Source organism: Streptomyces sp. JK94, from assembly GCF_053613315.1.
This window is the reverse complement of record NZ_JBSICH010000007.1, coordinates 228,096-240,609: the sequence shown is the minus strand read 5'-3', so window position 1 is coordinate 240,609 and position 12,514 is coordinate 228,096. Positions and strand designations below refer to the sequence as shown.

Below are 12,514 nucleotides of genomic sequence, written 5' to 3'. Positions count from 1 at the left end.
ACGGACCGTCGGCGCGGGGGCAGCCCCACGCCGCGACCCGGCCCGTCGGGCCCGCCGCTAGCCGACCTCGTACCGGCCGACCTCCAGGAAGTGGCGCAGTGCTTCCGGGGTGTTGTCGTCGAGGGCGGCGCCGGCCGCTGCGCGCAGGGCGTCGCTGATGCCGGGGCCGGCGAGGATCCGGGCGATGGCGACCCGGTCGTCCTCGGCCTGGGCCAGGCGGTACCCCGTCTCCAGCCAGGCGTGCGTCTGCTGGGGGTCGTCCTCGTCGAGGAGCCGGTTGACTTCCGCGATGACGCGCCTGCCGCTGTCCGGGTCGGCGAGGATCCTGGTGAGCGCGACCCGGTCGTCCTCGGCCTGGGCGAGGGGGTAGCCCGTCTCCAGCCAGGCGCGCATGTCCTCCGCGGTGCCGCTGTCGAGGAGCGCGTTCGCCTCCCGGATCACGCGCCTGCCGCTGTCGGGGTCGGCGAGGACGCGGGCTGTCGCCACCCGCAGGTCGTCCGCGCTCATCCCGTCGTAGGGCGAGCCGGCCGTCGCGACGGTGGCCGCGGGGGCGGTGGACGCCGTGGGAACGGTGTCCACGGCCATGGACGGCGTGGCGAGCAACAGCGCCGGGGCGAGAGCACCTGCGGCCACAGCAAGGATCACGCGAGTCGGTCTCATGAGGTCAACCACCTTGTCGTCTTCGTCTTCCAGGGGTGCGGTGCCGGAATCCTCCCGCAGCGGGCCGGACGGCGCAGTTCCTTGATCAGGAAGCCTTCACCGATCTCGCTTGCCGGTCCCTCGCACCCCCGTGGCACGACCACGGACGTCCCGCACGCACGTCGCCGGCGACAGTGCGCGGGAGGCGGTGGGCGTGCTCACCGGCCTGCTGGGATCCTCACCCTCACGGAGCCCGGACAGCGTATTGGGTGTGCTGCCCAGGTGTCTGGGCCCGGAGTTTCTCCGCACGTTCACGCGGGTCGTACCCGGGGCCGACACCCTCGACCAGGACGAGGTCTCCGCTGATGTGGTCGGCCCGCAGCCGCAGGATCTCCTGATACGCGGGGGACTCGTACCAGGCGCTGGCCTCGGCCATGCCGGGGAACTCGATCAGCACCATGCTGCCCGGCCAGCTGCCCTCCACCACCGCCGTCGGCGGGCCGTGGACCAGGAAACGGCCGTGGAACGGGTCGAGGGTGCCCTGGATACGTCCGAGGTACTCCAGGACGTCCGGGTGGTGGCGACGTTCACGTAAATGCGCGAAACCATATGCGGGCACGTACGGCTCCTTCGTTCGTTCCGGTGGAGAACGCGAAGGTAGCCAGGAGCGTCGCACGCCTCAATGACTTCGGAGGTAAGCCCTGGTGCCACCCCCTCATCCCGGACCGGCCGAAGTCCTCTTCGGCGCAGCATCCGCCGCGCACGACGCCGGAAAGCCGAGGCCGGTTCCGTCACGGCCGTCGAGGTCAGCCGTGGACGGCGAAGACCCCCAGCCGATATCGACTGGGGGTCTTTTCGCTGGTGGGGCTAACAGGATTTGAACCTGTGGCCTCATCCTTATCAGGGATGCGCTCTAACCAACTGAGCTATAGCCCCGCCGCGCTCTGCGGTGTACGTCCCGCGCGCTGACTCCTGAAGATTAGCGCACGAGGCGGGCAGTCCCAAAATCGGTTGGCGCGGGCCCGCGAGCGGGGATCACTCGTCCTCGGCGAGCGTCAGCTCCACACCGCCGACGAAGCCGGCGGACAGGTTGTAGATGAACGCACCCAGCGTGGCCAGCGCCGTCGCGAGGACGACGTCGATGACCGCGATGATCGTGGTGAACAGGAGCACGTTGGGCAGCGACAGGAACGACTGCAGGTCGAAGCCGTTGGACTCGTTCGAGCCGGTCGCCTCGGAGATCGTGCCGCCGACGGTCGAGAAGACGCCCATGGCGTCCATGACCATCCACAGCACCGCGGACGCCACGATCGTGCAGATGCCGAGCGCGATGGAGAGCAGGAAGCTGACCTTCATCACCGACCACGGGTCGGCCTTCGCCACGCGCAGGCGCGCCTTGCGGACCCGGGGCGTGGTGCGCGCGCCGGTGCGCGGGCGGCGCACGGCGGTGGACGTGCTGCCGCCCTGGGTCTGGTACGCCTGCGGCGGGTGGTACGGCCCGCCGGGCTGCTGGGGCTGCCGTTCTCCCGGCAGCGGCGAGGCCGCCTGAGTCTGCTGGCCTCGGGTGTCCGTCACAGTTCCCCCCTGGGATCCATGCGTCTTGGACGAGCTCGCCGCGTGCGAATCGGGCGTTCCGTCGTCGATCTTGCGCAGTTGAGTCGTGTGCGAATCCGTCGCACGCGCGGCGGAGCCACGGCCGCCGCCGTCCGTTTCCGTACCCCTTGAGGTACCGGCCGACCCGGCGCCCGTGGCTCCGCTCACGATGACTCTCTCCTCGTGCTACTCGGACGAGGGCGCCTCACCCTCGTCCGTGCCGGTGGTCGCGGCACCCTCGGCGGTCTCGTCGACGACCACATCGCCGTCGACCTCCTCCGCCTCGCGACCCGCCTCGGCGTTGCGTGCGATGCCGACGACGGCATCGCGCTTGCCCAAATTGATCAGTTGGACGCCCATGGTGTCACGGCCCGTCTCCCTGACTCCGCTGACTCGCGTACGAATCACACCGCCCGAGAGGGTGATGGCGAGGATCTCGTCGTGCTCCTCGACCACCAGCGCGCCCACGAGCGACCCGCGGTCCTCGACGATCTTGGCAGCCTTGATGCCGAGGCCGCCGCGGCCCTGGACGCGGTACTCGTCGACGGTGGTCCGCTTCGCGTAACCGCCGTCAGTGGCAGTGAACACGAACGTACCGGCTCGAACAACATTCATCGAGAGCAGCTCGTCCCCTTCGCGGAAACTCATGCCCTTGACGCCCGAGGTGGCACGGCCCATGGGACGCAGCGTGTCGTCCGAGGCGGTGAACCTGATCGACTGCGCCTTCTTGCTGATCAGCAGCAGATCATCCTCGGCCGAGACGAGTTCGGCACCGATCAGTTCGTCGTCGCTTCCGTCCTCCTGCTCGCGCAGGTTGATGGCGATGACACCACCGGAACGGGGCGAGTCGTAGTCCTTCAGCGACGTCTTCTTCACCAGGCCGGCCTTGGTGGCCAGGACCAGGTAGGGCACCGCCTCGTAGTCGCGGATCGCGCGGATCTGGGCGATCGTCTCGTCCGGCTGGAAGGCCAGCAGGTTCGCCACGTGCTGACCGCGCGCGTCCCGGCCGGCGTCGGGCAGCTCGTAGGCCTTCACCCGGTAGACCCGGCCCTTGTTGGTGAAGAACAGCAGCCAGTGGTGCGTGGTGGACACGAAGAAGTGGTTGACGATGTCGTCTTCCTTGAGCTTCGTGCCCCGTACGCCCTTGCCGCCGCGCTTCTGGGCACGGTAGTCGTCGGTCTTGGTGCGCTTGATGTAGCCGCCCCGGGTGACCGTGACGACGATGTCCTCCTCGGCGATCAGGTCCTCGATGGACATGTCGCCCTCGTACGGGATCAGCTTCGTCTTGCGGTCGTCGCCGTACTTGTCGACGAGCGCCGTCAGCTCCGTGCTGACGATCTCGCGCTGGCGGGCCGGGGAGGCGAGGATCCGGTTGTACTCGCTGATCTTCGCCTGGAGCTCGTCGTGCTCCTGGACGATCTTCTGGCGCTCCAGGGCCGCCAGGCGGCGCAGCTGCATCTCCAGGATCGCGTTGGCCTGGATCTCGTCGATCTCCAGGAGGTCCATCAGACCGCCGCGGGCGATCTCCACGGTGTCGCTGCGCCGGATCAGCGCGATGACCTCGTCGATGGCGTCCAGGGCCTTGAGCAGACCGCGCAGGATGTGGGCGCGCTCCTCGGCCTTGCGCAGGCGGAACCTGGTCCGCCGGACGATGACCTCGATCTGGTGGTTCACCCAGTGCCGGATGAACGCGTCCAGGGAGAGGGTGCGCGGCACCCCGTCCACCAGGGCCAGCATGTTCGCGCTGAAGTTGGACTGCAGGTCGGTGTGCTTGTACAGGTTGTTCAGCACGACCTTGGCGACCGCGTCCCGCTTCAGCACGATGACCAGGCGCTGACCGGTGCGCGAGCTGGTCTCGTCGCGGACGTCCGCGATGCCGCCGACCTTGCCGTCCTTCACCAGGTCGGCGATCTTCTGCGCCAGGTTGTCCGGGTTGGTCTGGTACGGCAGCTCCGTGACCACCAGGCACTGGCGGTTCTGGATCTCCTCGACCTCGACCACCGCGCGCATGGTGATCGAACCGCGCCCGGTGCGGTAGGCCTCCTCGATGCCCTTGCGGCCCACCACCAGGGCGCCGGTCGGGAAGTCGGGGCCCTTGATGCGCTCGATGAGGGCGTCGAGCAGCTCCTCGTGCGAGGCCTCGTAGTTCTCCAGGTACCACTGGGCGCCGGCCGCGACCTCGCGCAGGTTGTGCGGCGGGATGTTGGTCGCCATGCCGACCGCGATGCCGGCCGAGCCGTTGATCAGCAGGTTCGGGAAGCGGGCGGGCAGGACGGTCGGCTCCTGGGAGCGGCCGTCGTAGTTGTCCGTGAAGTCGACGGTCTCCTCGTCGATGTCGCGGACCATCTCCATCGACAGCGGCGCCATCTTGCACTCGGTGTACCGCATGGCCGCCGCCGGGTCGTTGCCCGGCGAACCGAAGTTGCCGTTGGAGTCGACGAGCGGCATGCGCATCGACCACGGCTGGGCGAGGCGCACCAGGGCGTCGTAGATGGAACTGTCACCGTGCGGGTGGTAGTTGCCCATGACGTCGCCGACGACGCGGGCGCACTTGTAGAAGCCGCGCTCGGGACGGTAGCCCCCGTCGTACATCGCGTACAGCACGCGGCGGTGCACGGGCTTGAGGCCGTCGCGGACGTCGGGCAGCGCACGCGAGACGATGACGGACATCGCGTAGTCGAGGTAGGAGCGCTGCATCTCCGTCTCGAGCCCGACGGGCTCGACACGCATGGCCAGGGCGTCACCCTCGGGCGTCGTCACAGGAGTGTTCTCGTCGGTCATTGCTGGTGAAGATCCTTCCCTGGGCGGTCAGCTGAGACCGACTCAGATGTCGAGGAAGCGGACGTCCTTGGCGTTGCGCTGGATGAACGCGCGCCGGGCCTCGACGTCCTCGCCCATCAGCACCGAGAACAGGTCGTCGGCCTGCGCGGCGTCGTCGAGCGTGACCTGGCCGAGGACGCGGTGCTCCTGGTCCATGGTCGTGACGCGCAGCTCCTCGGCGTTCATCTCGCCGAGACCCTTGAAGCGCTGGACGGAGTCCTCGCGGATGCGCTTGCCGGCGTTGCGCCCCAGCTCGATCAGCGCGTCGCGCTCGCGGTCGGAGTACGCGTACTCGAAGTCGTCCCGGCCCCACTTGATCTTGTAGAGCGGCGGGCGGGAGAGGTACACGTGCCCGGCCTCGACCAGGGGCCGCATGAAACGGAACAGGAAGGTCAGCAGCAGGGTGCTGATGTGCTGGCCGTCGACGTCGGCGTCCGCCATCAGGATGATCTTGTGGTAGCGGAGCTTCTCGATGTCGAAGTCCTCGTGCACACCGGTGCCGAACGCGGAGATCATCGCCTGGATCTCCTGGTTCTGCAGGATCCGGTCGATGCGCGCCTTCTCGACGTTGAGGATCTTGCCGCGGATCGGGAGGATCGCCTGGTACTGCGGGTTCCGGCCGGACTTGGCGGAGCCGCCGGCGGAGTCGCCCTCGACGATGAAGATCTCGCACTTGGTCGGGTCGTTCGACTGGCAGTCGGACAGCTTGCCCGGCAGGGACGCCGTCTCCAGCAGGCCCTTACGACGCGTCAGGTCCCGGGCCTTGCGGGCCGCCACGCGCGCGGTGGCCGCCTGGATGCCCTTGCGGATGATGTCCGCGGCCTCGTTCGGATTGCGGTCGAGCCAGTCGGTCAGGTGCTCGTAGACGACCTTCTGGACGAAGGTCTTCACCTCGGTGTTGCCCAGCTTCGTCTTGGTCTGGCCCTCGAACTGCGGCTCGCTCAGCTTCACCGAGATGATGGCGGTCAGACCCTCGCGGATGTCGTCACCCGTGAGGTTGTCGTCCTTCTCCCGCAACAGCTTCTTGTCGCGCGCGTACTTGTTGATCAGCGAGGTGAGCGCCGCGCGGAAGCCCTCTTCGTGCGTGCCGCCCTCGTGCGTGTGGATGATGTTGGCGAAGGAGTACACGCCCTCGGTGTAGCCGCCGTTCCACTGCATCGCGATCTCGAGGGACAGGCCCTTGTCCCTGTCCTCGGCCTCGAGATCGATCACCGTGGGGTGCACCAGGTCTCCCTTGCGGGAGTTGAGGTACGTCACGAAGTCGACGATGCCGCCCTCGTAGTGGTACGAGACGGTCTTGACCTCGTGCTTCTCGTCCTCACCGGCCTCGTCCGCGCCGGCGGTGGCCTTGGCCGACTCCCGCTCGTCGGTGAGGTTGATCTTCAGGCCCTTGTTGAGGAAGGCCATCTCCTGGAAGCGCCGGGACAGCGTCTCGAAGGAGTAGTCGGTGGTTTCGAAGATGTCGCCGTCGGCCCAGAAGGTGACCGACGTACCGGTCTCCTCGGTGGCCTCGTGCCGGGCGAGCGGCGCCGTGGGGACGCCCAGCTTGTACTCCTGCGTCCAGCGGTGGCCGTCGGTCCTGACCTCGACGGCGACCCTGGTGGAAAGGGCGTTGACCACGGAGACACCCACGCCGTGCAGACCACCGGAGACCGCGTAACCGCCGCCACCGAACTTGCCGCCCGCGTGCAGCACGGTCAGTACGACCTCAACGGCGGGCTTGCCCTCGGAGGGGACGATGCCCACCGGGATGCCGCGGCCGTTGTCGACGACCCGGACCCCGCCGTCGGCGAGGATCGTGACGTCGATGGTGTCCGCGTGGCCGGCCAGCGCCTCGTCGACGGAGTTGTCCACGACCTCCTGCACCAGGTGGTGCAGGCCACGTTCACCGGTCGAACCGATGTACATACCGGGACGCTTGCGGACCGCGTCCAGACCCTCGAGGACGGTGATGGCACTGGCGTCGTACGAGGTGGGCACCTCGCCGGACGAGGTGCCCACCGCGTCGTTCACGCCGGTGTCGGTGGACGGGTTGTTCTCGTTGGGGTTGCCGGAATCGGCCACGAAGCGCCCTTTCTGGCACAGCACGAGCCGGGCTCGTCGGCGGATTGCCGGAGCGGCTGCGGCATGTTGCGTTGGTAAGCCTGGATCAGCGTTGCTCAGCTTGTCCCGGACGGTCCCCACGTTCGGGGCGGGATTGTCTTCCATTCTACCGGTAGCACTGACACTGATGGGGGTTTGCCGGTACCTGAGTCCGCATGTGCCGCCCTGAACCCGGCTCGTCCGACTCCCGATATGCGGAAGGGGGCCTCAAGAGGCTCACGACGGCACTCAGCGCTTCGAGACGTCAACCCTTGGCTACTGGGGAGTCGGAGCCCGATTCGCCACCGTGTGCGGTTGTACGACGAAAGGGGCGTCAACGGTTCACACCGACCGTTGACGCCCCTTCATGTGAGGTACATCACCCGTCTCTGACGGGGTGCCGGATCACCCGTAGGTGTCGCCCGGGCCCCGGCTGCCGGGCGCGCGCAACGGCCCGTAACGACGGCCGGGGCCGCCGGGACCGCCCGGGCCGAGCACCTTGATCACCCGTACCGACCCGTGCCCCAGGTCCTCGTTCAGACGGGCCACCAGCGTCGGCGCGAGCAGCCGCAGGTTCGTCGCCCAGGCCGTCGAGTCGCAGCGGACGACCAGCACCCGCTCGTCCTCGTCGTACCGCTCCGGCACACAGTGCTTCGCCAGGTCCTCACCGACGATCTGCGGCCAGCGCCCCATCACCCCGCCGACCGCAGCCGGCGTCTCCCAGCCCCGCTCGGTGATCAGCCGGTTGATCGCCGAACCCAGCGCCATCGGGTCACGGCCGTCCGCGCGCGCACCGGAACGCAGACCACCACGCCGTGCCTGCTTCTTCTGCAGCGCCGCGTCCCCCCGCGCGCGTGCCGCCTCCCGCGCCGCCCTGAGCGCCACCCGCGCCAGATCGACGCCGGACGGCTCCGGGTTCCCTCCGCTCCCGGAGGGCTTCCCGGGGACCGGTGCGTCCGCGCTCATACGCGCTCCACCGACCCCTCGGCCACCGTGTACCGGGCACCCGCCAGCACCCCCGGTACGTCGTCGTCGACCGCGGCCGTCACCAGCACCTGCTCGCCCGGCGCCACCAGCTCGGCCAGCCGCTCACGGCGCCGTGCGTCCAGCTCGGCGAAGACGTCGTCGAGCACCAGCACCGGCTCGTTGCCCTCCGCCCGCAGCAGGTCGAACGACGCCAGCCGCAGCGCCAGCGCGTAGGACCACGACTCGCCGTGGGAGGCGTACCCCTTGGCGGGCAGCTCACCGAGCCTGAGCAGCAGATCGTCCCGGTGCGGCCCCACCAGGGTGACGCCCCGCTCGATCTCCTGTTTGCGGGCCTCGGCGAGCGCGGCCATCAGCTGCTCGAAGAGACCGTCCCGCGTGTGCGCCTCGCCGGGCGCCGACGGCTTGTACTCCAGGGCCACGGGTCCGCCGCCCGGGGCCAGCTGCTCGTACGCCTTGTCGGCCAGCGGCTGCACCGCGGAGATCAGGTCCAGGCGCTGCGCGAGCAGCTCGGCGCCCGCGCGCGCGAGGTGCTGGTCCCAGACGTCGAGCGTGGACAGGTCCATGGTGCGCCCGCCGTGCCGACGGGCGAGCGCGGCCGACTTCAGCAGGGTGTTGCGCTGCCTGAGGACCCGGTCGTAGTCGGAGCGCACCCCGGCCATGCGCGGGGAGCGGGCGGTGATCAGCTCGTCCAGGAAGCGGCGCCGCTCACCGGGGTCGCCCTTCACCAGCGCGAGGTCCTCCGGCGCGAACAGCACGGTGCGCACGATGCCGAGCACGTCACGCGGCTTGACCTGGGTGGACCGGTTGATGCGGGCGCGGTTGGCCCTGCCCGGGTTCAGCTCCAGCTCGATCAGCTGCTGCCGCTCGCCCTGCCGGACCTGGGCGCGGATCACCGCCCGCTCGGCGCCCATGCGCACCAGGGGGGCGTCGGAGGAGACCCGGTGGCTGCCGAGGGTGGCCAGATAGCCGACCGCCTCGACGAGATTGGTCTTGCCCTGCCCGTTCGGGCCGACGAAGGCGGTGACGCCCGGGTCCAGCGGCACCTCGACCCGGGCGTACGAGCGGAAGTCGGCCAGCGACAGATGCGTGACGTGCATGGTCGTTCGCCGACCTCCCCACCTTCGGGTGTTGCTTACTTCTTCTCGACCGCGTGGCCGCCGAACTGATTGCGCAGCGCGGCGATCATCTTCATCTGCGGGGAGTCGTCCTGCCGGGACGCGAACCGCGCGAACAGCGACGCCGTGATCGCCGGCAGCGGCACCGCGTTGTCGATCGCGGCCTCCACGGTCCAGCGTCCCTCGCCGGAGTCCTGTGCGTAACCGCGCAGCTCGTCCAGGTGTTCGTCCTCGTCGAGCGCGTTGACGGCCAGGTCCAGCAGCCAGGAACGGATCACCGTGCCCTCCTGCCAGGAGCGGAAGACCTCGCGGACGTTGTCCACGGAGTCGACCTTCTCCAGCAGCTCCCAGCCCTCGGCGTAGGCCTGCATCATGGCGTACTCGATGCCGTTGTGGACCATCTTCGCGAAGTGGCCCGCGCCGACCTTGCCGGCGTGCACGGCACCGAAGTCGCCCTCCGGCTTGAGGGCGTCGAAGACCGGCTGCACCTTGGCGACGTTCTCCGCGGCGCCGCCGTACATCAGCGCGTATCCGTTCTCCAGGCCCCACACGCCGCCCGAGACGCCGCAGTCGACGAAGCCCACGCCCTTGGCGGCCAGCTCCTCCGCGTGCTTCTCGTCGTCCGTCCAGCGGGAGTTGCCGCCGTCCACGACGACGTCACCGGGCTCCAGCAGCTCGCCGAGCCGGTCGACGGTGGCTTGGGTGGCCTCGCCGGCCGGGACCATGACCCAGACCACGCGGGGGGCCTCCAGCTTGCCCACGAGCTCTTCCAGGCTGTGGACGTCGGCGAGGTCCGGGTTGCGGTCGTATCCGACGACGGTGTGGCCCGCGCGGCGGATCCGCTCGCGCATGTTGCCGCCCATCTTGCCGAGGCCGACGAGACCGAGCTCCATCAGTTGCGTTCCTTAGGTGTGCGAGGTGGCGGGACGGCACGTCCTGACCCGCCGGATGCGTGCCGCGGCACTTACGTACCCGCGTCCGAGCCTAAACCCGGACCGTCCGTGCACAGTTGTGGGCGTACGCGCTCAGACGTACGCCCCTACCTGCGCGTTTGTCCTCACCCTGTGGACAACCGACGCCGAGCCCCTGCCGGACCGGGGCGCTCAGCCGCTCAGCCGCTCAGCCGCTCAGCCGCACCGGCATGATCAGGTACTTGTACGCCTCGTCCGCCTCGGCGTCCACCGCGGGCTTGCCGCTGAGCAGCGCCGGCTTCGTGGAGGTCGTGAAGGACAGCTGGGCCACCGGCGAGTCGATCGCGCTCAGACCGTCCAGCAGGAACGTCGGATTGAAGGCGATCGAGATGTCGTCGCCCTCCAGCTGCGCGTCGACCCTTTCCACAGCCTGTGCGTCGTCACTGGAGCCGGCCTCCAGGATCAGCACGCCCTGCTCGAAGCTGAGCCGCACCGGGGTGTTGCGCTCCGCGACCAGGGCCACGCGCTTGACGGCCTCCACGAAGGGGGCGGTCTCGATCACGGCGACGCTGTTGAACTCGGTCGGGAACAGCGTCTTGTACTTCGGGAGGTCGCCCTCCAGCAGGCGCGTCGTCGTCCGGCGGCCCGCGCCCTCGAAACCGATCAGGCCCTCGCCCGCGCCCGAGCCGGACAGCGCCAGGATGACCTGGTCGCCGCTGGTCAGCGCCTTGGCGGTGTCCTGGAGCGTCTTGGCGGGCACCAGGGCGACGGCGGAGACCTCCGGGTTCTCCGGCTTCCACAGGAACTCGCGGACCGCGAAGCGGTAGCGGTCGGTGGAGGCCAGCGTGACCGAGTCTCCCTCGATCTCGATCCGCACACCGGTGAGGACGGGGAGCGTGTCGTCGCGGCCGGCGGCGATGGCGACCTGCTGCACGGCCGAGGCGAAGACCTCGCCGGGCACGGTGCCCGTCGCCTCCGGCATCTGGGGCAGGGCCGGGTACTCCTCCACCGGCAGGGTGTGGAGGGTGAAGCGCGAGGAGCCGCAGACCACCGTCGCCCGTACACCGTCTGTGGAGATCTCCACCGGCCGGTTGGGGAGGGCGCGGGAGATGTCGGCGAGCAGGCGGCCGGAGACGAGGACCGTGCCCTCCTCCTCGACCTCCGCCTCCACCGACACCCGCGCGGAGACCTCGTAGTCGAAGCTGGACAGGCTCAGCTGCCCCTCCTCGGCCTTCAGCAGCAGGCCCGCGAGGACCGGCGCCGGCGGACGGGCCGGGAGGCTGCGGGCCGCCCAGGCCACTGCCTCCGCGAGTACGTCGCGTTCCACCCGGATCTTCACTGTTGCCGCCTCCTGCTGTTGCCGGCGCTGCTCGCCCTGCCTGGCCTTCGTCGTCTGGGTCGGTGTCATCGGTCCCGCTGGGGGGCAGAACACCGGGGACCAGTCTGACGCACCCCACTGACAGTAGGTGCCGTTCGGGGTCAAGTCGCGACGAGGGGCGGTCGGGCCCGAGAGGCCGAGTTGTGCACAGGCCCCGCTTCGAAACGGATCTCGCTCTCTCTCTAGTCGGGAGTAGTAGTAGGGCCTGTGGAAACCGTGGATAACCTCGTTTGCCCAGGTCAGAGCAGGAATTTTGTCCACTGGTCCTGTGGGCGGAGCCGGTGGACAACCAGGCGTGTCTGTGGAGAACAGAAAGTTCTGCACACTCCGTGCACAGGGAACGGCGACTTCTCCCCAGACCCGTCCCCAGGTTTCCGCGTCTTTCCCACAGGCCGGTCCGGCACCTCGGTGTGACGCCTTTCACTCGACACGGTGAGGAGTCGCGTCCCGTTGCCGAACAGTGGACAGGCTTGTGGAGAAGCTGGGGATCGCTGGGGACAACCGGCCCCAGCCTGTGGGTCGCCCGTGGACAACTCGATGCACAGCCTGTGGATCATTTCCTTGTCCACAGGCTGTGGAGATCGTTCGTCCACGAATCCACAGGGAGCTGACCTGGCCCGATGATGTCTCGTGAGCCTGGCCTGTGGACATCATCGGGACAACTTTTCAGTCCCCAAGGTGTGGACGGAAAAAAGTCACCGAATCTGTGGAGGGCGGCCGTAACCCGGCGAGTATTCGAACAGCCGGGAGGGCGCGTTGCGGGGCGGGGGGTTGCGCGGGGGCGAGCGAGCGGGGGTCGGAGGGCTCTGGTTCCGGGCCGGGAGAAGGCGGATCGACGGCGGATCGAGGGCGGACAGGACGGTTGGAGGCCGGGAACGGGCGGTCTGGGGCCGGGAGCGGGCGGTCTGGGGCCGGGAGCGGGCGGTCTGGGGCCGGGAGCGGGCGGTCTGGGGCCGGGAGCGGGCGGTCTGGGGCCGGGAGCGGGCCGG

9 protein-coding genes and 1 tRNA gene are annotated in these 12,514 nt (G+C 69.2%); all 10 read right to left on the bottom strand.

Going from position 1 to position 12,514, the window contains the following annotated elements; genetic code table 11:
* Window positions 1–57: 57 nt before the first annotated feature.
* Window positions 58–660 carry an ALF repeat-containing protein gene (locus tag ACVV2G_RS07690; protein ID WP_453841831.1) on the bottom strand — a complete coding sequence of 201 codons (603 nt, stop codon included), beginning with the start codon at window positions 658–660 and terminating at the stop codon, window positions 58–60.
* Window positions 661–883: 223 nt separating this feature from the next.
* Window positions 884–1,258: a DUF1330 domain-containing protein gene (locus ACVV2G_RS07685; RefSeq protein WP_453841830.1), complete on the bottom strand. Its 375-nt coding sequence runs from the start codon at window positions 1,256–1,258 to the stop codon at window positions 884–886.
* A gap of 240 nt (window positions 1,259–1,498) precedes the next feature.
* Window positions 1,499–1,575: transfer RNA gene (locus tag ACVV2G_RS07680), tRNA-Ile, on the bottom strand.
* 99 nt (window positions 1,576–1,674) lie between these two features.
* Window positions 1,675–2,400 carry a DUF3566 domain-containing protein gene (locus tag ACVV2G_RS07675; RefSeq protein ID WP_453841829.1) on the bottom strand — a complete coding sequence of 242 codons (726 nt, stop codon included), beginning with the start codon at window positions 2,398–2,400 and terminating at the stop codon, window positions 1,675–1,677.
* A gap of 18 nt (window positions 2,401–2,418) precedes the next feature.
* Window positions 2,419–5,013 (bottom strand): DNA gyrase subunit A, encoded by a 2,595-nt coding sequence (gene gyrA / locus ACVV2G_RS07670; RefSeq protein ID WP_453841828.1) that lies wholly within the window; start codon window positions 5,011–5,013, stop codon window positions 2,419–2,421.
* A gap of 42 nt (window positions 5,014–5,055) precedes the next feature.
* Window positions 5,056–7,116 (bottom strand): DNA topoisomerase (ATP-hydrolyzing) subunit B, encoded by a 2,061-nt coding sequence (gene gyrB / locus ACVV2G_RS07665; protein WP_453841827.1) that lies wholly within the window; start codon window positions 7,114–7,116, stop codon window positions 5,056–5,058.
* A gap of 423 nt (window positions 7,117–7,539) precedes the next feature.
* Complete coding sequence (locus tag ACVV2G_RS07660) at window positions 7,540–8,100, bottom strand: DciA family protein (RefSeq protein ID WP_453841826.1); 561 nt, start codon at window positions 8,098–8,100, stop codon at window positions 7,540–7,542.
* A complete protein-coding gene (recF, locus tag ACVV2G_RS07655) occupies window positions 8,097–9,218 on the bottom strand; it encodes a DNA replication/repair protein RecF (protein WP_453841825.1) in 1,122 nt (373 codons plus the stop codon). The genes ACVV2G_RS07660 and recF overlap by 4 nt, the downstream gene beginning before the upstream one ends.
* Window positions 9,219–9,253: 35 nt before the next feature.
* Complete coding sequence (gene gnd / locus ACVV2G_RS07650; protein ID WP_453841824.1) at window positions 9,254–10,129, bottom strand: phosphogluconate dehydrogenase (NAD(+)-dependent, decarboxylating); 876 nt, start codon at window positions 10,127–10,129, stop codon at window positions 9,254–9,256.
* 226 nt (window positions 10,130–10,355) lie between these two features.
* The gene (gene dnaN / locus ACVV2G_RS07645; protein WP_453842048.1) at window positions 10,356–11,486 is read right to left on the bottom strand and encodes a DNA polymerase III subunit beta; all 1,131 of its coding nucleotides are present in this window, start codon (window positions 11,484–11,486) and stop codon (window positions 10,356–10,358) included.
* Window positions 11,487–12,514 lie beyond the last annotated feature (1,028 nt).

Bases quoted from the DNA above. Each gene is read 5' to 3' on its own strand.
- ACVV2G_RS07690 (WP_453841831.1), bottom strand. From the start codon at position 660: ATGAGACCGACTCGCGTGATCCTTGCTGTGGCCGCAGGTGCTCTCGCC.
- gyrA (WP_453841828.1), bottom strand. From the start codon at position 5,013: ATGACCGACGAGAACACTCCTGTGACGACGCCCGAGGGTGACGCCCTG.
- ACVV2G_RS07660 (WP_453841826.1), bottom strand. From the start codon at position 8,100: ATGAGCGCGGACGCACCGGTCCCCGGGAAGCCCTCCGGGAGCGGAGGG.
- recF (WP_453841825.1), bottom strand. From the start codon at position 9,218: ATGCACGTCACGCATCTGTCGCTGGCCGACTTCCGCTCGTACGCCCGG.
- gnd (WP_453841824.1), bottom strand. From the start codon at position 10,129: ATGGAGCTCGGTCTCGTCGGCCTCGGCAAGATGGGCGGCAACATGCGC.